A 19,404-nucleotide genomic window follows, 5' to 3' on the forward strand; every position below is an offset into this window, starting at 1 on the left:
GGTCGGTGTGGATGTCGAGGCCGTCGGGGCGGCCGGTGTAGGCCTTGCAGCGGCCGCAGTAGCCGTGGCGCAGGTCGTCGGGGTGGTGGGAGCGGGCGCCGCAGAACGGGCACTGGAAGTAGCGGCGCGAACGGCCACCGAGGGGTGTCGGCGCCAGCTCGTCGGCCGGGTCGTCGGCCAGGTCGTCGTGGTCGTGGGGGAGGAGCGGGGTGCCGCCCCACATGACGGCGGCGAGGACGATGAACCCGACGAACGCCGCAAACATCAGGTAGAGGCCGTGCCGGTCGACCTGGTCGCTGAGGAGCTGCAGCAGGCCGTCGAGGTGGCCGGTCATGAGGGGAGCTCGTCGATCTGCTCGGCGGCCGCGCGGTGGGCCTTGTCGTCCTCGGTGGGGTCGTGGCCGAGCTGCTCGAGGTAGTCGAGGTAGGCGGTGACGGTGGCGAGCTTCTCCCGCGGCTGGATCGTCCGGGTGCTGACAGCGGTCTCGGTTGCGTCGACGTCGTCCTCGACCATCAGCACGGCGAGGGTGGCGAAGGTGCGCAGCAGCGCCTGGGTGGTGCCGTGGATCGCGGTCGCGACGTGGTGCCGGTAGAGGTCGCGGTCCTCGCCCGTCCAGAGCCGGTCGATGCCCCATTGCTGGTCCTCGGGGATGCCGGCGACCTCGAAGTACCGCTCGCCGATCTCATACGGCCAGGAGCCGCCCGCGGCCGCGTCGTCGAGCAGGTGCAGGGTGACGACCCGGAGCAGACCGACCAGGCTCGGGTCGAGCTTGGTGCTGGGCTTGATCGCGGCCAGCACGGTGTCGACCCTGAGGTTGCGGGCCACGGTCTTGGCGGCCTCGGCCTCGGCGGCCTCACGGCGAGCGGTGTCCGCGGCGGCGGCCTCGGCGGCGCGGCGCTCGTCGAGCTGCTGGTCATGGGAGGCGTTGTTCGTGCACACGTAGGACACCTCGGACCCGACCCACGTCTTGCGCTCGTACCAGCCCAGGCAGCCGGGGTGGTCGGCGTGGTTCGCGGAGAACGTCGAGCTGAGCGGGGTGATGCCGGCCTCGCGGGCCTGCGGGGACCAGGCATCCGAGCAGCCGGCCGGGAGCTTCACCTGGGGGATCCCGTCGGCCTTGAGCTCCGCGACCTTCTTGTCGAACGCGGCCTTGTTCTTCGCGCGGTTCTTGGCCTGCTCGAGCTCCCACCGGAAGTTGCTGGTGCCGGCGGCCTTCGCGACCTTCGTCTGCTCGGCGGCGGGCAGCTCGGCGACCTTGAGGGCGTCGTCGAGGGTGAGCTGCCCCTGGTGGAGGTTGGTCTTGACCTTGTCGTCGAGCTTCAGCAGCCGCAGCCGCTTGTTGATGGTGTCGACGTGGTGGCCGGACGCCTTCGCGATGTCGCCGGGCTTCCAGCCGAAGTCGAACCGGAGCTGGCCGTAGCCCTCGGCCTCCTCGAGCGGGGTGAGGTCCTTGCGGCGGCCGTTCTCGACCAGCATCGCGGCGACCTGGTCGGCCTCGGTGACCAGGTCGTGCCGGATCACCGCGGGGCCGTGGGTGTACCCGGCCTTCAGCAGCCCGTCGAGGCGCCGGTGCCCGGCGATCAGGACGTAGCCGGCCTCGTCGGACAGGGGTGCGACGATGAGCGGCTGGAGGAGGCCCTGCTCGCGGATCGACTCGATCAGCTCGGCGTCCGCGGCCGCGTCGCGGCGCACGTTCTTCGGGTGCGGGTGGACGTCGTCGAGCAGGAGCATCGAGTCGTAGGCGGTGTGGTGCGCGGACCGGGACTCGGCCGGCAGCTCGGCCGGGGTCGGCCGGGACGTCGTGCGCTTCGCCGGGGTGGCCTTCTTAACCGGCGTCGGGGTGGTGTTCTTCGCGGGCGTGGCCATCAGAGGACACCGCCCGTCGGGACGACGGTCTCGACCGGCGCGAGCACCGTGGACGGCGCGAACATCGGCACCCGGCGCCCGTCGGGGCGGATCAGGAAGTTGGGGCCGGGGATGAGGCCGTAGGCGGCCCAGGTGCAGCCGCGGGCCTTGCCCTGGTTGCGGAGCCGGGCCTGGGACTCGTCGGTGCGGTTCAGCGCGCCGAGGGTTCGGCCGATGCACTCCTGGCCGTGGATGTCCTCCGCGGCGACCGGCGTGCCGGACCTGGTGCGGGGGTGCTCGGCCAGCGCTCGTCGGAAGTCGACCAGGGTCGCGCGGTCCCCGCAGGAGGGGCAGGTGAAGGACCAGGTGTCCTCGTCGCGGCCGAAGCGCGCGATCATCGTGTCCACCAGCTCTTCGGCGGTGTAGTCGGTCATGGCGGTGTTCCTCACTCCGGGATCGGGCGGTTGGGGTAGGCGGCGCGGTAGGCCTCCACGCCGAGCCACACCCGGATCGGGTGGGCGTGGGTCGAGGGCAGGTCCGAGGGCTCGTAGCCCACGGGCATCTGCTCGACGGGGCGGCGGGACGCGGCCGCGCGGACCCGGGCGCCGATCAGGCCTTGCGAGCCCGGTTCAGGGCAGGCCTTCCGGATCGTGTTGGCTGACCAGGGGCGTGCGGAGGCGTTCGCGCGGGCGATCGCGGCGTCGATCGCGAGGATCACCCGGGGATCGGCGGCGTGGACGGCGGCGGCCATGCCTTCGTCGCGGGCGGCCTGGCCTGCGGCGAGATCTGCGGCCGTCACAGGGATACCCCGTTCTGGGTGACCGGTGACCGGTGCGGTGTCGCCAAGGGGAGGGAGACGACACCGCACCGGCTGGGGGCGCCGCCGCGCACGGTCGGGTCTGCGAACGCACGGTGCTCGGCGTGCGGGTCGGCGCAGCCCGACAGGGGCGACGGCGTGGCCGTGCGCCCCCGGGCGGGCGCACGGAACACAAGGGCGGGGAGGGTCCGTCGGGGCAGGGCGCGCACCGGTGCTCGGAGGTCACCGGCAGTGGACGGCGTCCTTCGTTCCAGCCGTGCCAGCAGCAGCACGGGTCGGTGACGTGCACCCCGACGGACCAGTTCGTGGGGGATCGGCGTTCGGGCTGTCATCGGATCGCCCCTGAGACCAGGCCGCGGGCGACGTCGAGGACCCACCACAGCAGGGCGGCTGCGGCTGGCGCGGCGATCGCGATCGCGCCGAACGGCGTGATCTTCCAGCTCGGCGTGGGAGTCCAGTCGTGGACCGGGATGCAGGGTGCGGCGGCGCCCTCCAGCGCCGCCGCACCCACTCCGGGACCGCCGGTAGCCGGGACGTTCTCGGGGACGTCGATGGCTCGGTCAACCGGAGGCTGGAGCACCTCCGCGACCACGGCCGCGGGGGTGAAGTACTCAAGGGAGTTGGAGGTCCCGATCGCGTAGTGCTGGGCGTCGGCGTGGCCGGCGAGACGGATGCAGCCGTGACCGGTCACCGGGTGACGGGTCGGACAGTCGTTCCCGATCGGTAGACCGTGGCGGTCGAAGTGGGTGCTCATCCGCGGATCTCCTCGGCGAGGTTGGAGGTCTGGCGGGCGATGTAGGCCTCGACCTCGTCGGCGTAGATCCGGGTCTTGGTGCGCTTCGTGCCGGCGGAGATGTCGACGATCCGGAACGCGCCAGCCCGCGCGAGGTCGTACACGTGACCGCGGGAGCAGTCGAGCTGCTCGGCGACGTGCTCGACGGACACGAGCCGGGAGATCGAGGGCAGCGACCCGGCGCTCACGTCGCCTCCAGGTCGAGCGGCGTGGACGTGCACGAAGCGTCGTGGGCGTCGTCGGACTCCCGGAGCCAGTCGAAGTCCTCGGGCCGGGCGCTGTCGGCCAGGACCCACGATCGGTAGCCGCATCCACAGGCCGTGAACGCGGCCATGGGCGTGGTGCGGGGGAGACGGTTGAGTCTGTACACCCACCGCAGGTCGAGGTCCTGGGTGTAGCCAGCACGGGCCGCGGCCTTCGCACGGCGCCGTGCCGACCCGCTGGGGCGGGTCCTTGCTGTGGTCGAGGTCCTCATGGGACCCTCCTCTCGGTTCTGGCCCACCCGCTCGCCGTCAAGTGATGGGTGGGCCGGACTGTTCTCAGGACGCAGCGCTTCGAGCTCCGGGGTTGAGGAGCTCGGCCGGCGGGATCTCCAGCCAGTTGGCGATCAGGACCAGCTCGACGACGGTGAACGGGATCGCGCCAGAGAGGCGACGGCCCGCGGTGTGGGGCGTGACGTCGATGACCGTGGCCAGTTCGCCCGCGGTTGCCGGAGGTTGGCGCCTTGCCATCCCTGCTCGGACCTCGGCCGCGACGTCGGCAGCCACACTGCTGGCCGCCGTTGCATGATCGGTCATGCAGGGAACCATGGGTGATTTTTCATGCAGTGTCAAGCTTGTCATGCGTCTTGACGAGAAATCATGCAGATGTCAGCCTTGGCGATATGGCCCACGAGTCCCCGAGTGCGCAGGTCCTAGCCCGGTTGCCTGAGCACCTTGTCCTTGAGATCAAGGCAGAGATGGGCCGGCGGGATCTTTCGTCGCGCGCACTGGGCAGGCTCATCGGCCAGAACTCGCAGTACATGTCGTTCAGGCTCGATGGAGGCAATCCGCGGACCGGCGAGCGGGTGCCCTTGAATGTCCGTGACCTTGCTGCGATCGCTTCCGCGTTGAATCTGGATCCAGCTGAGCTGATGGAACGAGCGACGGTCGCCGCGCTCGAGGAGGCCCTCCAGGTCGTCGACATCAAGGATTTCGATCGATTCGATGGGCCGCTCACGTCGATGTGGGTCGCTGCGGCGGTAGACCCGAAGCGCCGATCGTCTCGCAGTCAGACCTCCGGTCGGGTGAACCGCCTGAGCGCGGTGCGAGACGAGCTTCCGGAGGTCCAGTCCACTGCGGCCCGGAAGCCGCGGAAGGACTGAGGATGTCGGCCCTCGTTTCTACCGTCGGCAGGGTGAGCCAGAACCCGTCGGCGTGGACGCACCCGTGGCGTCGGCTGCGGGCGCTGTCGCACATAACGCTGCTGTGGCACCACCGCGACCATGACGAGGCCTACGGGATCACCGACTTCGCGGCCGGCACGATCAGCCTGCGGTCGGACCTTGACCAGGCCGGGCGTCGCTCGACGCTGCTGCATGAGTGCCTGCACGTCGAGCGAGGGCCGGCGCTCGCGGGGGTGCTCGCGGCTCGGGAAGAGCTGAGGGTGCGGCGCGAGGCCGCGCGGATCCTGCTGCCGAACATCCGTGCGGTGGGGGAGGCGCTGGCGTGGGCACACACGCTCGAGGAGGCGGCCGGGGAGCTGTGGGTCGACGTTGACACGTTGCGCGATCGCCTCGACTTCCTGCACCCTGCCGAGCTCCACTACCTGCGTGCTCGGCTCGACGACGGCCAGGACGCTCGAACCGTCGTTGGCGACGCCGGCGACGTCGGGGCCTGGAGCGCCTGAGGTGGCCTCGGTCGATCGCCTGCCATCGGGGAAGTGGCGGGCGACGGTGGTCCTACCCCTGCGCACGGAGGACGGAAGGAAGCGGCGGATCACGAAGACCCATCGGCTGCGGTCCGTGGTGGTGGCGTGGGCCCAGGAGCTCGAGGGCGCGGTCGCTGCGGGGAAGTGGCTGCACCCGAAGGGCGCCGACGTCACCCTGGCTGAGTACAGGGAGCGGTGGGCAGCGCAGCGGCTCGCTGAGGGCCGGTCGTCGGCGAAGGTCGGGGACTCGCACTGGCGCAACCACATCGAACCCGTGTGGGGTGGCCACCCGGTCGGGCTGATCACGCGCCCTGAGCTGCGGGCCTGGGTGAAGCGGATGGCCGAGACGCAGTGCGCGAAGTGTCGCGGCTACCCGGGGGTGAAGGGCGACGGGATGCTCGCCCGGCACAAGGTCACGCTCACGGGCGCGGCCGCGGCCCGGGCGGCGAAACGGAAGGAACCCCTCGAGCAGGTGTGCACCGGCACCGGCCAGGCGCCCGGGCTGGGTGCCTGGACTATCCAGGGCGCGGTCACCCACCTGTCCGCGTTGCTCACCGCCGCGGTCGACGACGGCCTGATCCCAGCCAACCCGGCGCTGCGACTCGGGTTGCCCCCGACCCGGCCGAAGCCGGTGTTCTTCTGGACCCGCTCCGAAGCCGCCGCCATCGTCGCCCAGCTCGACGGGCTCAACGCCACCGCGGTCGACCTCGCGATGCACGTCGGCCTACGACCCGGCGAGCTGTTCGGACTGAAGCGCCGCTACGTCGACACCGGCATCTGGCTCATCCACGTCCACGGCGTCGCGACCCGTGACGGGTGGAAGCCCCACGCGAAGACCGCGAAGTCCCACCGGGCCGTGCCGGTGCCACCCAAGCTCAGGGCGGCGATCGCAGCGCGATGCGAGGAGATCGGCCCCGACGACCTGGTGTTCCCCGCGCCGACCGGGGGAGTGTGGGACGACCGGAACTTCGCCGAGCGGGTCTTCGCGCCCGCCGTCCGGGCCGCCGGAGTGAAGACCGGCACGCCCTACGACATGCGGCACACCGCGGCGTCCTGGCTCGTCCAGGCCGGCGTCGACCTCCAACGCGTGCAGGAGCTCCTCGGGCACGAGAAGTACTCCACGACCCTCAGGTACGCCCACCTGCGGCCCGGTGCGTTCGACGAGGTGCTGGCCGCGTGGGGCGACGTCGAAGCGCGCGCGGATCGTTGAGCAAGGACTCAGGACCTGCTTCGCCTGCGGCTGGCGAGATCCACTAGCTCGGCGTGGTGTGGCTCGTCCCAGGCGAGCCATGGTCCGATCACGGCGGAGCTCAGCAGTGACCGCGCAGCGAACTCGTCGAGGTAGTCGCTGCCGAGTCGCTCCTTGGCGCTCGAGTGCAGCCAGATCGCTTTCTCGTTCCCCACCTCGACGGGCTCACTCTTGTTCCAGTCGCGTGAGGAGATCTGCTTGTAGAGGCTCCGAGCCTGGTCGGCGTCGATCCGCCCGATCTGCTGGAGCCTCACGACCATCGCCTTGATGGCGACTCCCCAGGTTTCCTTCAGCTTGGCGAGGGTCGACAACGTGACTCGGCCTCCGAGCTCGTCCAAGTGCGCAAGGAAGGCATCGCCGGGGAGCAAGAACGACCCCGCAAAGCGGTGGGCCTGCTGCTCGATCGTCTTCGCCTCCTCGGCGGTCTCCGGCGGGGGCTGATCGGCGTGAAGAGTGAGGTGTGCCAGCTCGTGCGCAACGGTGAAGCGCTGGCGATCGCCAGGCACCGAACCCGCGCCGGCCACACGGATGACCGGGACCCCGTTGGCGTACATCGACATGCCGAGATGCTTTCCGAGCTCGGACTCAAGTGGGAGGACAACGCATCCGAGTCGCTCGCAGGCACGGGTGACGTTGCCGACCGGTGCGTCCGCTTCGATGTCCGCGGCCTCCCGCACGGTCATCGCGAAGTCATCGATGGCCGCGGCGTCGCTGAGGTCCCCTCGGAAGGTCGGTAGAACGTCGGGCATCCTGCGCAACCCGAGCTGCTCAACCGCCTCGATCGCGAGCAATGTGTCGGCGACGTGCCTGTCGACGTCGCGCTTATTCGCGTCGGCGTAGGCACGCAGCCAGGGCCTGGTGTAGAGGTCGGCCCGAAGTGGGCGCGAGAGAAGCTCGGGCCGGCACCGCAAAGCCTCCGCCAGGCCGTCGAGCGTGGACTCGTCGATGCTGACCTGGTCGGTTTCCAGTCGAGTCAGGGTGCTCTGGGTAATGCCGACCTGTGCGGCCAGGTCTGCCCGGGCCAGGCCGCGGGCAGTGCGCATGCGACGGAGCCGCTCGCCATCAAGACGAGCGGAGAGTGAGTCGTTCACGCTTCGGTGCTCCCGGTGGCGCCGTCCTCGCCGACCTCGATGTCGAAGCCGGGCAGGTCGTCGTCGGCCGGCTGGAACTTGCCGCCGAACGGGTCCGTGCCAGAGCCGAGGAGGGTGATCGGTCCGAGCACTGCGCGGGTGACTGAGTCCCCGGTGACGTCGAGGACCGCGGCGGCGAAGATGTCATGGATCATGCCGGCGTCGTCGGTGGTGTAGCCGAGCACCCATCGCTCGTGGCGGAACGCGGACTCTGGGTCCGCGTCCGATATGTCGAGGATGGCTCGGTCGGCGATGATGACGAACTCGCCGGTCTCCTCGTCGCGCGTGGCCTTCAGGACGCGCAGGCGTCGCTCGGTGAAGTTGTGGAGGACGGCGAGTTCGACGGCGCCTCCGGGCGCGGGGACAATTCCAACTCCGAGACGCGGAGCGGCGTTCGTGATCGCGTCCGTGACGAGAGACCGCACAAGCGCACTTTCGGGCCGCTTGTTCCTGGTGAAGGCAGGGTCGAGGCCGACAGCGGTCTCGACTTTGTGACCGCGCTCGCTGAACACCTCGCGGATCTCGTCCGCCAGTCGGTGAATCGACTCCATGAGTCGATTGTGACATACGCCTGAAAAATTTTCAAGCCAATGTCACACCGCGCGGCGTCGGCCGTGATCATTCCTCTGCTGTCTCGGCACAGCCGTCCCGTGAGGACGTGGTGAGGTCAAAAGACCGGATTTGCTCGTCGCTCTCGACATACTCGACGGCGTTTGCGCAGGTCAGCAAGCGGTAAGGCCAACCTCAGCCTGCCGGATTCTTTGTTGACACGGAAGAGGTCACTGGTTCAAACCCAGTATCGCCCACCACAGGTCGAGGCCGGTCCCCGCTGGGGCCGGCCTCGTGTCGTCTCCGCCCCTCCGGGGCTTCCCGCCTGCCCTCGCCGCGTGGCAGCGTGCCCGCCATGCGTACGACCGTTCTCGGGATCACGGGTCTGCTGGCCCTCGGCTCCCTTCTCGTCCCCTCAGCACCCGCCCCGGCGGCGCCGGCGGCGCCGCAGACCTCGGCGTCCACTCGAGCCTCCATGCCCGCAGCTGCCACCGACACCGCCCCGGTGCCCCTGCCGACCAGCGACCTCGCCTGGGGGCGCTGCGACGAGGCCTCCCTGCGCTCGGTCGGGGCCCGGTGCGCCGAGCTGCGCGTGCCGCTCGACCACACCGACCCCGGTGGCGCCACCGTCACGCTCGCGCTCTCCCGCATCAAGCACACGTCCTCGGCCTCGCGCTACCAGGGCGCGCTGCTGCTCAACCCGGGCGGACCCGGCGGCGCCGGTCGCGGACTCGTCGGACTCCAGAGCTACCTGCCGAAGAAGGTCGCCGGCACCTACGACTGGATCGGCTTCGACCCCCGCGGCGTCGGCGCGAGCCGTCCCCGATTGAGCTGCCAGGCCGACTTCCTCGGCTACGACCGACCGGCCTACACCCCGACGGCGGCGAACGTGCGGGCCTGGCATCGCCGCGATCGTGCCTACGCCGAGGCCTGCGGACGCAAGAACGGCGACCTCCTCGCCCACGACACCACCGTCGACACCGCCTACGACGTCGACGCCATCCGCACGGCGCTCGGGCTCGAGCAGATCACCTGGTACGGCTACTCCTACGGCACCTACATCGGCCAGGTCTACGGCACCCTCTTCCCCGAACGGGTGCGTCGCATCGTCCTCGACAGCAACGTCGACCCGCGCTCGGTCTGGTACCAGGCCGGTTTCGGCCAGGCCCGGGCGATGCAGCCCAACCTGGAGAAGTTCTTCGCCTGGATCGCCCGCCACCACCGGGTCTACCGGCTCGGCCGCACCGAGCAGGCCGTCGAACGTCTCTGGGTCGCCGAGCGCGACCGGCTCACCCGGCGTCCCGCCGGCACCCGCCAGCGCATCGGCGGCGCGGAGTGGGTCGACGCCTTCGCCTACGTCGTCTACAACAGCAGCCTGTGGCCGGGGTCGGCCTCCGTCTTCTCCCGCTGGGTCCACCAGCGCGACCTCGGTGCCCTGCGGGCGGCCTACGTCGACGCCAACGGCCCGGGCGACGACAACTCCTTCGCCGGCTACCTGGCCGTCTCCTGCAGCGAGGGCACCTACCCACAGGCGTGGAGCACATGGCGCGACGACACCCGTGCCACCGCCCGCACGGCACCGCTGCTGGCGTGGTGGGTCACCTGGTTCCAGGAGCCGTGCCGCTACTGGCCGGTGCGTGACCAGCCGCTCGTCGACATCGATCTCGGCGAGGTCGCCAGCGGTCTGCTCATCGACGAGCGGTGGGACGCCGCCACCCCCTACGCCGGCAGCCTGGAGGTGCGCAGCCGATTCCCCTCGGCGCGCCTGGTCGAGGTCACCGGAGCAGCGGCGGTCAACCACGCCAACAGCATCGCCACCAATCCGTGCGTCGACCGCGCCATCGTGCGCTACCTGGGCACCGGCGCCCTGCCGACCCGCGTCGGCGGACGCCGGTCCGACGTCCAGTGCCGGAGCACCGGCTACCCCGACGCCTCGGTCGGCCGGGTGGTCGCGCGGCGCGCACCCGCCCCGCCGGGTCGTCCGATGCGGTGATCACTGGTTTGTGACGGCGTCCGAGGGGGCATCGGGCCTGAGGACCCGTCGCCCGTGACGGCAGCACCAGGGGGAAGACTCGGATGGACCGACTGGTCGTCGACTACACGACACTCGAGGCGTGCGGCTCGACCGCGAAGCAGATCAAGGGCGGGTTCGAGGACCTCCCCTCCCGCGTCGGCGAGACCTCCGGCGTGTGGGGGCATCACCGCATCGCCGACGCCATGCACACCTTCGGCTCGAACTGGGGCTACCACCGGGAGGTGCTCGCCGAGGAGATCGGCGAGGTCGGCGACAAGGCCGAGAAGTGCCTCCAGGCCTTCGAGGACGGCGAGAAGAAGCTCGCCGAGGCCGTCCGCGAGCAGGCGGGGGGCCACTGATGGCCGGCCGTGCGGGGGAGTGGCACCTCCTCGGCGTCGACGGCGACCCGCTGCCCGGCGACGTCTACGAGGTCTCCTCGGAGGTCACGCACTACGAGCAGACGGCGTCCTCGATCCGCGCCCAGGTGGCGCGGCTGCGGCAGATGGCGTCGGGCACCAACGAGCTGGTCGGCGAGTTCGCGCCCGAGCTGCGTGAGAGCGCGGAGAAACTGGCCGATCACCTCGAGCAGGCCGAGGGCCGCTTCGACACCGTCGCCGAGCAGCTGGGCCGCTGGCGACCGGTGCTCGACCACGGTCAGGTCGAGACCGGCAGCCTCCTGCGCCAGGCCGTGGAGGCGCAGCACCAGGTCGAGACGCACCAGGCGCCGTCGACCCCGGTCGACCCCACCGACGAGCAGGCCGCCTCTGCCGATCGCACCCGTGCCGACCGGTTGCGCGAGGCCCAGGGGGAGCTCTCCCGCATCGTCTCCCGCTTCCGCGCGCTGATGGACGACATCGATCGCACGGCCGAGGACGTCGCCCGCAGGATCGACGCCGCGTCCCACGACAAGCTGAAGGACAGCTGGTGGGACGCCCACGTGCGCAAGTTCATCCACGACCACGCGAGCTTCCTCAAGCTCATCGCCGACGTGCTCACCTGGGTCGCCACAGCGCTGGTGATCGCCGTGGTGCTGCTGAGCAATCCGGCCGGCTGGATGGTGCTGGCCGCGATGGCGCTCACCGCCGCCGCCATGGTCATCCACACCGTGCTGGCCGCCAACGGCGACGGCTCCTGGATGGACGTCGCCATCGACGCCTTCGCCGTCCTCACCATGGGCGCGGGCGCGCTGTTCAGCAGCACCGCTCGGGTGGCGCTCGCGACCCGGGAGGGCATGGCTGCCTGGAAGGGCGCCTCCGCGACGGCCCGTGCGGCGCTCTCCGAGTCCAGTGGGCTCGCGAAGGGCGTCGCCTGGCTCACCCGGAGCAACGTCGTCGCCCGCAACCTGCGCGGCGCCGTGGCCGGTCTGGGCAGGTTCGACCAGGTCCTCAACCAGGAGCTGCCCGGCACGGCCTCGTGGCTGAGCCGTGTCACCTTCGGCGACAAGGAGGGTGCCCTGCTCAACCAGGCCATCCGCGGCGCGCAGTCGCGGCTCGGCAACGGCTTCCTGCTCGGCACTGCGCGGACGCTCTCCGAGGGCGCACGCGTCACCTTCGTCAGCGGATCGGTGGTGGATGTGACGGCGAAGGGGCTGAACTCGGCCTTCCCGAACCCGCTCAACGACTGGAAGCCGCTCAAGCCCGCCGTCCCAGCCTGGGACTCCTGGCTGGAGGAGCACACCGTCCACGGCAGGGCGGTGTTCCGCTGATGTTCGATCTGACGCGGTTGGGCCGGATTCTGGGGTTCTCGCTCGTCGCCTACATGCTGGCGTACCCCGGTTTCCTGCTCGTCGCGGGCGTCCTGGTCGCGCTGGGCTCCGACGCGAAGATGACCGGCCATTTCCTCACGTGGCCGCTGCCGTGGGTGTTCCCCGTGCTCTCGGTCGTGCTCGTCGGCGAGATGCTGCGACGCCTCCAGGGCGGCATCCTCACGACGACCCAGGTGAGCGGCTACCGGATGGTCGCGGTGCTGCTCGCGTTCGGAAGCAGCTTCGCGATGCCGGTCACCTGGCATCCGCTGGCCGTCGCCGGCGCGATCGCGGCCTGCACCTTCCTGCCCCTCAAGCGCCACGCCGCGCCCTCGACCTGGACGCCGAGCTGATGCGCCTGCGACGCCGTCGAGCCGCGGCCTCCATCGACGCCCGGGCCACCTTCCGCGACCCGGCCTTCGAGTGCCGCCTGCCGGGCGTGAAGGTGCAGATCGACTACGACCCCGCCGTCTGGGTACGCCCGCCCCGGGTCGGCGTCGACCGCACCGAGTGGGCCTCGGCGTACCTGGAGGCCTTCGTCTCCGATCTCGACCTCCCCGCGGGCGACGTCCGTGCCGAGAACGCCCGCCGCACGTTGGAGATCCTCGCCGACCAGGAGTTCTCCCACACCGTCGATCTGATCTCCCTGTCCGTGCCGCCCCGGGAGACCGGCATCGTCGCGTTCCTCAACGTCGTCGACGAGGAGCTCGGCCTGCTCGAGCACGGCGATCCGGAGGTCTTCTTGAGCTTCGGCGATCTCGGCCCCGGACTCGGCCGGCCGCAGCGCACGACCTTCCCGAACAAGCGGGATCCGCGGGCCTGGCAGACCTCCGTGCTCCAGGCTCTGAACGACGCCTTGCAGACGACCTTCCACATGCGCGCCTACCGTCGCGAGGAGGCGACGGAGGCCACACCCACCGCGCACCTGTACGCCACCGCGTTCTACGGCCGACCCGAATCGGTGGCCGACGTGCTCCACCTCCTCCATGCCGTCCTGGTGGTCCGCCCATGAGCAGGCCGGGGGTCGCCGACCTCCGCGTCGTCGCCGACCTCGACCCCGCCGTATGGCTCGCCAACCCCGCTCCCGGCACCGAGGACACCTGGGCCGCCCGCGCCCTCGACGCCGTCGCCGAGGACTTCGGCCTGACGAAGGGCAGCCCCGGTCATGAGCTGATGCGCGAGGTCATCGACCTCTTCGCGCACGCCGAGCCCGTGGCCGATCTGCGCTTCCTGCGTGCGCGCAGCCCGCTGGAGCCGATGCCGGTGGTGTGGGTGCACCTCCTGACCGACGACGGGTCGCACGACCGCCCCGGCCCCGACCGGATCCTCACCTCCTTCGATCCCGCCGAGCCCTGGTACGACGCCGAGCCGCATGTCGAGGTGCTCGACCCCACCACCGGCCTGCGCCGGGCGATGATGGTCTCCACCCGCGACGGCGTCCTGCGCACCGTCGTCCGGCACCACCGCCGGGAGCCGGTCACCGGCGTCGACATCCTCGTCTCCTGCGCCGGACTCGACCTGCGGTCGACCGCGCTCGTGATGGCCGACCTCGACACCCTGGCGGCCTCCCTGCAGATCCTCGACCCGGCCGGGATCCGCCGATGAGCGCGGTCGTCAGCTACCGCCTCGTCCTGCCGCCGCCGTGGGTGCGGGTGCCGCTGGGGGAGGAGACCGCCGAGCGGGTGCGCGCCCTGGTGGAGCGGGCCGCCGAGGCGGCACCGCGGGAGATGCCGCCCGATCAACTCGGACCGTTCAAGCGGGAGCTCGAGCGCCGGTTCATGCGCCAGTTCGAGGCCGCCGCGGCCCACGGTGCTCTCGATCACTACCTCCCGGCCGCGCCCGTCCACGGGATCCATCTCGGGGCGTCGTTCTTCGTGGCCCTCGCCCGTCCCGAGGGCGGCGACAGCGTCGACCCCCGCGAGCTCGTCGGCGGCGTCCTGGCCGAGCGCGGCAGCGGCCCCGATGCCCGCACGGTGGAGATCGACGGGACGGTGTGGGTGCGCAGCGAGTCCACCGTCGCCCCCGACGACGACCTGGCTCCCGGTGTCGACGTCGGCACGCGCCGGGTCACCTACCTCACTGCGGTGCCCGGGGCCCCCGGACAGTGGATCGTGGTGAGCTTCAGCAGCATCGGCGACGGCGATCCCGCCAGCGACCTCACCTCGATCACCGTCGAACTCTTCGACGCGATCATGAGCACCTGGCGCTGGGTGCGCGAGGACGCCGCGGTGGGCGCCGAAACCGCCGCGACCCCGGCCGGGAGCCCTCGGTAAGCTGCTCGGGTCCGTCGAACGGAGCGGACGTCCACCCGCAGCGAGGAGTCATCGTGTCCGAGATCAAGGTCGTCCGCCATCACGCAGGTGAGCGTGAGGAGCGGACGGTCACGACGGGCACCAAGGCCTGGGAGCTCTTCGCCGACGACCCCGCGATCATCGCGGCGCGGGTCGGCGGGGCGCTGAAGGACCTCTCCTACGAGCTGGCCGACGGCGACGAGGTCGACGGCGTGGCCATCGACTCCGCCGACGGCCACGACATCCTGCGCCACTCGTGCGCCCACGTGATGGCCCAGGCCGTGCAGGAGCTCTTCCCCGAGGCCAAGCTCGGCATCGGGCCGCCGGTGCAGGACGGCTTCTACTACGACTTCGATGTCGCCACCCCCTTCGTGCCCGAGGACCTCGAGAAGATCGAGACCCGGATGCGCAAGATCATCAAGGAGGGCCAGCGCTTCTCCCGGCGCGTCACCACCGACGCCGACGCGCTCGCCGAGCTCGCCCACGAGCCCTACAAGGTCGAGCTCATCGGCCTCAAGGGCGCCGGCAAGGGCGAGGACGCCGCCGAGGGCGCCAGCGTCGAGGTCGGCGCCGGCGAGCTGACCATCTACGACAACATCCGCCGTGACGGCGAGGTCGCGTGGAGCGACCTGTGCCGCGGCCCGCACCTGCCCACCACCAAGCGCATTCCGGCGTTCAAGCTGATGCGCAGCGCGGCTGCGTACTGGCGCGGCGATGAGAAGAACAAGCAGCTCCAGCGCATCTACGGCACCGCCTGGGAGTCCAAGGAGGCGCTCGACGCGCACCTGCACCGGCTCGAGGAGGCCGAGAAGCGCGACCACCGCAAGCTGGGCCGCGAGCTCGACCTCTTCTCCTTCCCCGACGAGATCGGCTCGGGGCTGCCGGTCTTTCATCCCAAGGGCGGCGTGATCAAGCGGGTCATGGAGGACTACGTGCGCACCCGCCACATCGAGGAGGGCTTCTCCTACGTCGGCACCCCGCACATCTCCAAGGACGGCCTGTTCCACACCTCGGGCCACCTGCCGTACTACGCCGACACGATGTTCCCGCCGATGGAGTTCGAGGGCGCGAACTACCAGCTCAAGGCGATGAACTGCCCGATGCACAACCTCATCTTCAGCTCGCGCGGGCGCTCCTACCGCGAACTGCCGGTGCGGCTCTTCGAGTTCGGGCACGTCTACCGCTACGAGAAGTCCGGCGTCATCCACGGCCTCACCCGCGTGCGCGGGTTCGCCCAGGACGACTCGCACTCCTACTGCACCCCCGAGCAGGCGCCGGCCGAGGTCAAGCACCTGCTCGACTTCATGCTCGGCGTGCTGCGCGACTTCGGTCTCGACGACTTCTACCTCGAGCTCTCCACCCGCGACGACGCCAAGCCGGAGAAGTTCGTCGGCTCCGACGACGACTGGGCCACCGCCACCGCGATCCTCGAGCAGGTCGCCACCGAGTCTGGTCTCGAGCTCGTGCCCGACCCGGGCGGCGCCGCGTTCTACGGCCCCAAGATCTCGGTCCAGGCCAAGGACGCCATCGGCCGTACGTGGCAGATGGGCACCGTGCAGTACGACTTCAACCAGCCCGCGCGCTTCGGCCTGGAGTACCAGGCCGCCGACGGCACCAAGAAGCAGCCGGTGATGATCCACTCGGCGAAGTTCGGCTCCATCGAGCGCTTCTTCGGCGTGCTGGTCGAGCACTACGCCGGCGCCTTCCCTCCGTGGCTGGCGCCCGTGCAGGTGCAGGCGATCCCGGTGGCCGACGCCTTCAGCGACTACCTGCACGACGTCGCCCGGCAGATGCGGGCGCGGGGTCTGCGGGTCGAGGTCGACGACTCCGACGACCGCATGCAGAAGAAGATCCGCAACGCGCAGCTGCAGAAGGTGCCGTTCATGCTCATCGCCGGGGGAGAGGACGCCGCGGCCGGCGCCGTGTCGTTCCGCTACCGCGACGGACGCCAGGACAACGGCGTCCCGATCGCCGAGGCGATCGAGCGTGTGGTCGCCGCCGTGGAGGCGCGCGAGCAGGTCTGAGCGTCCTCCCACGACCCAGCCCACGACCCAGCCCGAGACGGGGCCGAACCAGCCGGTTCGGCCCCGTCCGTGCGTTCCGGGGCATGTGAGCCAGGTTACTCGGGGGTAACTTTATCTGCGACACAATGTCGCGCACACTCTTGTTAGCGGACGTCATGTCGCACTAACATCTCCGCATCAGTCGATGACGATGGATGACCCGAGAGGTGACCGCGATGACCGCGACGCAGCTGCCGCCCCAGAACCACGCCGACGTCCTGCGCTCGATCGAGGAGATCGAGGAGCAGACCGCCCGGATGGTCGCCGAGAAGTCCTACGAGGACCGCCTCCGCACGCTGTCCCAGGCCTCGGTCGACCGGCACTTCGACGCCTTCAAGGACATCGACTGGGACAACCCCGACTACGCGATCCGCCTCGACGACCCGCGCTGGGTGCTGCCGGAGGTCGACGTCCTGGGCCGCACCGAGTGGTACCGCTCGCTCCCGCTGGAGGAGCAGATCCGCGTCGGCCTCTACCGCCAGGCCAACATCACCAAGGTCGGCCTCCAGTTCGAGCAGGTGCTCATCGCCGGCCTCATGAACTACGCCTTCCGCCTCCCCAACGGCTCGCCGGAGTTCCGCTACTCCACCCACGAGGCGACCGAGGAGTGCCACCACACCCAGATGTTCCAGGAGTTCACGAACCGCTCCGGGATGCCCGTCGAAGGCGGCCACTGGCTGCTGCGCAAGCTGGCGCCGTTCCTGCCGCTGGCCGCCCGCTGGGTGCCGTTCGGCTTCTTCTGGGGCGTCCTGGCCGGCGAGGAGCCGATCGACCACGTGCAGAAGTCGATCCTGCGCGCCGGCGACGACATGCACCCGCTGCTCCAGCGGATCATGCAGATCCACGTCGCCGAGGAAGCCCGCCACATCGGCTTCGCCCACCAGTACCTCCAGCACAACGCCCCCCGGCTGAGCCGCGTCGAGCGCGCCGTCCTCTCGGTGGCCGTGCCGGTCATCATGCGCTGGCTCTGCGACGAGATCCTCGTGCCGAGCCGGAAGGCCCAGCGCGACATGGGCATCCCCAAGAGCGTCATGAAGGAGCTCTACTGGAAGTCCCCGGAGTCGCAGAAGTTCCTGCGCGACCTCTTCGGCGACGTGCGGATGCTCGCCGAGGACACCGGCCTGATGAACCCCGTCTCGCGCCGCGTCTGGAGCGCGATGGGCATCGGCGGGCGTCCGTCCCGCTTCCGCAGCGAGGTCGCCTCGGCCGCGGCCTGATCGCCCGTCCCGCCGCCACCGACCGACCCCACGAGCCTCACCCAGGACCCCCCATGGCCTACGTCGTCACGCAGCCGTGCTGCGCCGACGCCTCGTGCGTCGTCGCCTGCCCGGTCAACTGCATCCACCCCGCGCCCGGTGATCCGGACTTCGGCACCACCGAGATGGTCTACATCGACGCCCGCTCCTGCGTGGGCTGCGGCGCATGCGTCACCGCGTGCCCCGTGGAGGCGATCAAGCCCGACACGGCCCTCACCGAGACCGAGCTGCCGTTCGTCGAGCTGAACGCCGCCTACTACGAGGTGTTCCCGCACGCCGACCGCACGCCGCTGGCGGTCATCCCGCCCCAGCGGCGTCTGCGGGACGACCGGCCGGTGCGGGTGGCGGTCGTCGGCGCCGGGCCGGCCGGCCTCTACGTCGCCGACGAGCTGCTCAAGCACCCCGAGGTGAGCGTCGACGTCCTCGACCGCCTGCCCGCACCGCACGGCCTGGTGCGCGCGGGTGTCGCCCCCGACCACCAGCACACCAAGCGGGCCGTCGACCTGTTCGCCGCGATCGAGGGCGAGCGGGGCTTCGGCTACCTGCTCGGCGTCGAGGTCGGCGCCGACGTCACCCTCGCCGAGCTCGAGCAGCGCTACGACGCCGTCGTCTACGCGGTCGGGGCGGCGGCCGATCGGCCCCTCGGCGTGCCGGGGGAGGAGCTCGTCGGCTCGCTCTCGGCCACCGACTTCGTCGGCTGGTACAACGGCCACCCCGACAAGCAGGACCTCGCCGTCGACCTCTCCCACGAGCGGGCCGTGGTCGTCGGCAACGGCAACGTCGCCCTCGACGTCGCCCGGGTGCTCACCGCCGACCCCGACGACCTCGCCCTCACCGACATCGCCCGGGTGCCGTGGTCGCAGCTGGCCGCGAGCCGGGTGCGCGAGGTCGTCGTCCTCGGACGCCGCGGACCCGCCCAGGCCGCCTTCACCCTGCCCGAGCTCATCGGCCTGGCCGGCCTTGCCCGCCAGGGGCGCCTCAACGTCGTGGTCGAGGTCGGCGGTGCCGACCTCGGCGACCCGACCGGTGCCGACCCGGTCGCCGCCCAGCGGGCGCGCCTGCTGACCGAGCTCTCCGCCCGGCCGGTCGACCCGGGCCTGCGCACGATCGTGCTGCGCTTCTGCGCCGCGCCCGTCCGGCTCGTGCCCGACGGTGCCGGCCTCGGCCTCGTCGGCATCGAGATCGCGCGCACCCGCCTCGAGCACACGCCCGACGGCGTCCGGGCGGTGCCGACCGAGGAGACCGAGGTCATCGCCACCGGCCTGGTGCTGCGCGCCGTCGGCTACCACGGTCTGCCGGTCGCCGACCTGCCCTACGACGAGGCCCGCGGCGTCGTCCCGAACGACTCCGGGCGCGTGCGCCCCGGCGTGTACGTCGCCGGATGGGTCAAGCGCGGCCCGAGCGGCTTCATCGGCTCGAACAAGGCCTGCGCCCAGGAGACAGTCGAGACGTTGCTCGACGACCTTGACGCCGGTGCGGTCACCCCGCCGTCCGTGCGGGGCGACCTCGGCGCCGACCTGCGCGCTCGCGGCGTCCGGGTCGTCGACCTCGCCGGCTGGCGTGCGCTCGACGCCGAGGAGCGACGCCGTGGCGCGGTCGCCGGTCGACCCCGCACCAAGATCGTCGACCGCGAGGAGATGCTGCGGGTCGTCGCCGACACCGCGGGGTCCCGCGGATCGGGCACTGGGTACGCTGCATCCGCAGGGGCGCAGCGCAAGCGCCGAGGACCCACGATCCGGAGTTGA

The 19,404-nt window shown here is 71.0% G+C and carries 23 protein-coding genes; 13 read left to right on the top strand and 10 right to left on the bottom strand.

Features of this window, described 5'->3' with window-relative positions:
* The 8 genes from ABD671_RS16400 to ABD671_RS16435 form a co-directional block, all read right to left on the bottom strand.
* On the bottom strand, positions 1–334 hold a 334-nt coding region (locus tag ABD671_RS16400; protein ID WP_344734509.1), incomplete at its 3' end, for a hypothetical protein.
* Positions 331–1,866 (bottom strand): ParB/RepB/Spo0J family partition protein, encoded by a 1,536-nt coding sequence (locus ABD671_RS16405; RefSeq protein ID WP_344734510.1) that lies wholly within the window; start codon positions 1,864–1,866, stop codon positions 331–333. The genes ABD671_RS16405 and ABD671_RS16400, both read right to left, overlap by 4 nt.
* On the bottom strand, positions 1,866–2,279 hold the full coding sequence (locus ABD671_RS16410) for a VVA0879 family protein (RefSeq protein WP_344734511.1): 414 nt from the start codon (positions 2,277–2,279) through the stop codon (positions 1,866–1,868). The genes ABD671_RS16405 and ABD671_RS16410 overlap by 1 nt, the downstream gene beginning before the upstream one ends.
* A gap of 11 nt (positions 2,280–2,290) precedes the next feature.
* Positions 2,291–2,644 carry a hypothetical protein gene (locus tag ABD671_RS16415; RefSeq protein ID WP_344734512.1) on the bottom strand — a complete coding sequence of 118 codons (354 nt, stop codon included), beginning with the start codon at positions 2,642–2,644 and terminating at the stop codon, positions 2,291–2,293.
* Positions 2,645–2,990: 346 nt separating this feature from the next.
* The gene (locus ABD671_RS16420) at positions 2,991–3,416 is read right to left on the bottom strand and encodes a hypothetical protein (RefSeq protein WP_344734513.1); all 426 of its coding nucleotides are present in this window, start codon (positions 3,414–3,416) and stop codon (positions 2,991–2,993) included.
* On the bottom strand, positions 3,413–3,643 hold the full coding sequence (locus tag ABD671_RS16425; protein WP_344734514.1) for a helix-turn-helix domain-containing protein: 231 nt from the start codon (positions 3,641–3,643) through the stop codon (positions 3,413–3,415). Before ABD671_RS16425 ends, ABD671_RS16420 begins: the two co-directional genes overlap by 4 nt.
* Positions 3,640–3,930, bottom strand: coding sequence for a hypothetical protein (locus tag ABD671_RS16430; RefSeq protein ID WP_344734515.1), 291 nt, complete (start codon positions 3,928–3,930; stop codon positions 3,640–3,642). Before ABD671_RS16430 ends, ABD671_RS16425 begins: the two co-directional genes overlap by 4 nt.
* 64 nt (positions 3,931–3,994) lie before the next feature.
* Positions 3,995–4,252 carry a helix-turn-helix domain-containing protein gene (locus ABD671_RS16435; RefSeq protein ID WP_344734516.1) on the bottom strand — a complete coding sequence of 86 codons (258 nt, stop codon included), beginning with the start codon at positions 4,250–4,252 and terminating at the stop codon, positions 3,995–3,997.
* A gap of 86 nt (positions 4,253–4,338) precedes the next feature.
* Between ABD671_RS16435 and ABD671_RS16440 the strand changes: the two genes are divergently transcribed.
* From ABD671_RS16440 to ABD671_RS16450, 3 genes are all read left to right on the top strand, one after another.
* A complete protein-coding gene (locus ABD671_RS16440; protein WP_344734517.1) occupies positions 4,339–4,818 on the top strand; it encodes a helix-turn-helix domain-containing protein in 480 nt (159 codons plus the stop codon).
* A 32-nt stretch (positions 4,819–4,850) separates the two neighbouring features.
* Entirely contained in the window at positions 4,851–5,342 is a 492-nt protein-coding gene (locus ABD671_RS16445) for a hypothetical protein (RefSeq protein WP_344734518.1), read from the top strand.
* A gap of 115 nt (positions 5,343–5,457) precedes the next feature.
* Complete coding sequence (locus ABD671_RS16450; protein WP_344734519.1) at positions 5,458–6,573, top strand: tyrosine-type recombinase/integrase; 1,116 nt, start codon at positions 5,458–5,460, stop codon at positions 6,571–6,573.
* 8 nt (positions 6,574–6,581) lie between these two features.
* On the opposite strand, the gene ABD671_RS16455 is transcribed toward ABD671_RS16450, so the two are convergent.
* Both ABD671_RS16455 and ABD671_RS16460 read right to left on the bottom strand, forming a co-directional pair.
* Complete coding sequence (locus ABD671_RS16455; RefSeq protein WP_344734520.1) at positions 6,582–7,703, bottom strand: helix-turn-helix domain-containing protein; 1,122 nt, start codon at positions 7,701–7,703, stop codon at positions 6,582–6,584.
* Positions 7,700–8,293, bottom strand: coding sequence for a hypothetical protein (locus tag ABD671_RS16460; RefSeq protein ID WP_344734521.1), 594 nt, complete (start codon positions 8,291–8,293; stop codon positions 7,700–7,702). Before ABD671_RS16460 ends, ABD671_RS16455 begins: the two co-directional genes overlap by 4 nt.
* A 353-nt stretch (positions 8,294–8,646) precedes the next feature.
* Between ABD671_RS16460 and ABD671_RS16465 the strand changes: the two genes are divergently transcribed.
* The 10 genes from ABD671_RS16465 to ABD671_RS16510 all read left to right on the top strand — a co-directional run bounded on the left by ABD671_RS16465 (position 8,647) and on the right by ABD671_RS16510 (position 19,404).
* A complete protein-coding gene (locus ABD671_RS16465) occupies positions 8,647–10,284 on the top strand; it encodes an alpha/beta fold hydrolase (protein ID WP_344734522.1) in 1,638 nt (545 codons plus the stop codon).
* An 83-nt stretch (positions 10,285–10,367) separates the two neighbouring features.
* The gene (locus ABD671_RS16470) at positions 10,368–10,664 is read left to right on the top strand and encodes a hypothetical protein (RefSeq protein ID WP_344734523.1); all 297 of its coding nucleotides are present in this window, start codon (positions 10,368–10,370) and stop codon (positions 10,662–10,664) included.
* The gene (locus ABD671_RS16475; RefSeq protein ID WP_344734524.1) at positions 10,664–12,010 is read left to right on the top strand and encodes a hypothetical protein; all 1,347 of its coding nucleotides are present in this window, start codon (positions 10,664–10,666) and stop codon (positions 12,008–12,010) included. The genes ABD671_RS16470 and ABD671_RS16475 overlap by 1 nt, the downstream gene beginning before the upstream one ends.
* Positions 12,010–12,402 (top strand): hypothetical protein, encoded by a 393-nt coding sequence (locus ABD671_RS16480; protein ID WP_344734525.1) that lies wholly within the window; start codon positions 12,010–12,012, stop codon positions 12,400–12,402. Before ABD671_RS16475 ends, ABD671_RS16480 begins: the two co-directional genes overlap by 1 nt.
* Positions 12,402–13,061: a hypothetical protein gene (locus tag ABD671_RS16485; protein WP_344734526.1), complete on the top strand. Its 660-nt coding sequence runs from the start codon at positions 12,402–12,404 to the stop codon at positions 13,059–13,061. Before ABD671_RS16480 ends, ABD671_RS16485 begins: the two co-directional genes overlap by 1 nt.
* A complete protein-coding gene (locus tag ABD671_RS16490) occupies positions 13,058–13,654 on the top strand; it encodes a hypothetical protein (RefSeq protein WP_344734527.1) in 597 nt (198 codons plus the stop codon). Before ABD671_RS16485 ends, ABD671_RS16490 begins: the two co-directional genes overlap by 4 nt.
* On the top strand, positions 13,651–14,322 hold the full coding sequence (locus ABD671_RS16495; protein WP_344734528.1) for a hypothetical protein: 672 nt from the start codon (positions 13,651–13,653) through the stop codon (positions 14,320–14,322). The genes ABD671_RS16490 and ABD671_RS16495 overlap by 4 nt, the downstream gene beginning before the upstream one ends.
* A gap of 53 nt (positions 14,323–14,375) precedes the next feature.
* Positions 14,376–16,364, top strand: a complete 1,989-nt coding sequence (thrS, locus tag ABD671_RS16500) for a threonine--tRNA ligase (protein ID WP_344734529.1) — start codon at positions 14,376–14,378, stop codon at positions 16,362–16,364.
* A 215-nt stretch (positions 16,365–16,579) separates the two neighbouring features.
* Positions 16,580–17,620 carry an AurF N-oxygenase family protein gene (locus tag ABD671_RS16505; RefSeq protein ID WP_344734530.1) on the top strand — a complete coding sequence of 347 codons (1,041 nt, stop codon included), beginning with the start codon at positions 16,580–16,582 and terminating at the stop codon, positions 17,618–17,620.
* 53 nt (positions 17,621–17,673) lie between these two features.
* The gene (locus ABD671_RS16510) at positions 17,674–19,404 is read left to right on the top strand and encodes an FAD-dependent oxidoreductase (protein WP_344734531.1); all 1,731 of its coding nucleotides are present in this window, start codon (positions 17,674–17,676) and stop codon (positions 19,402–19,404) included.

This window comes from Nocardioides fonticola, from assembly GCF_039536805.1.
In the GTDB taxonomy this organism is placed as follows: domain Bacteria; phylum Actinomycetota; class Actinomycetes; order Propionibacteriales; family Nocardioidaceae; genus Nocardioides; species Nocardioides fonticola.

What these genes read in the sequence shown, in the direction of transcription:
- ABD671_RS16405 (WP_344734510.1), bottom strand. Translation starts at nt 1,866, where the DNA reads ATGGCCACGCCCGCGAAGAACACCACCCCGACGCCGGTTAAGAAGGCC.
- ABD671_RS16410 (WP_344734511.1), bottom strand. Translation starts at nt 2,279, where the DNA reads ATGACCGACTACACCGCCGAAGAGCTGGTGGACACGATGATCGCGCGC.
- ABD671_RS16420 (WP_344734513.1), bottom strand. Translation starts at nt 3,416, where the DNA reads ATGAGCACCCACTTCGACCGCCACGGTCTACCGATCGGGAACGACTGT.
- ABD671_RS16430 (WP_344734515.1), bottom strand. Translation starts at nt 3,930, where the DNA reads ATGAGGACCTCGACCACAGCAAGGACCCGCCCCAGCGGGTCGGCACGG.
- ABD671_RS16435 (WP_344734516.1), bottom strand. Translation starts at nt 4,252, where the DNA reads ATGACCGATCATGCAACGGCGGCCAGCAGTGTGGCTGCCGACGTCGCG.
- ABD671_RS16440 (WP_344734517.1), top strand. Translation starts at nt 4,339, where the DNA reads ATGGCCCACGAGTCCCCGAGTGCGCAGGTCCTAGCCCGGTTGCCTGAG.
- ABD671_RS16460 (WP_344734521.1), bottom strand. Translation starts at nt 8,293, where the DNA reads ATGGAGTCGATTCACCGACTGGCGGACGAGATCCGCGAGGTGTTCAGC.
- ABD671_RS16465 (WP_344734522.1), top strand. Translation starts at nt 8,647, where the DNA reads ATGCGTACGACCGTTCTCGGGATCACGGGTCTGCTGGCCCTCGGCTCC.
- ABD671_RS16470 (WP_344734523.1), top strand. Translation starts at nt 10,368, where the DNA reads ATGGACCGACTGGTCGTCGACTACACGACACTCGAGGCGTGCGGCTCG.
- ABD671_RS16475 (WP_344734524.1), top strand. Translation starts at nt 10,664, where the DNA reads ATGGCCGGCCGTGCGGGGGAGTGGCACCTCCTCGGCGTCGACGGCGAC.
- ABD671_RS16480 (WP_344734525.1), top strand. Translation starts at nt 12,010, where the DNA reads ATGTTCGATCTGACGCGGTTGGGCCGGATTCTGGGGTTCTCGCTCGTC.
- ABD671_RS16485 (WP_344734526.1), top strand. Translation starts at nt 12,402, where the DNA reads ATGCGCCTGCGACGCCGTCGAGCCGCGGCCTCCATCGACGCCCGGGCC.
- ABD671_RS16490 (WP_344734527.1), top strand. Translation starts at nt 13,058, where the DNA reads ATGAGCAGGCCGGGGGTCGCCGACCTCCGCGTCGTCGCCGACCTCGAC.
- ABD671_RS16495 (WP_344734528.1), top strand. Translation starts at nt 13,651, where the DNA reads ATGAGCGCGGTCGTCAGCTACCGCCTCGTCCTGCCGCCGCCGTGGGTG.
- ABD671_RS16505 (WP_344734530.1), top strand. Translation starts at nt 16,580, where the DNA reads ATGACCGCGACGCAGCTGCCGCCCCAGAACCACGCCGACGTCCTGCGC.
- ABD671_RS16510 (WP_344734531.1), top strand. Translation starts at nt 17,674, where the DNA reads ATGGCCTACGTCGTCACGCAGCCGTGCTGCGCCGACGCCTCGTGCGTC.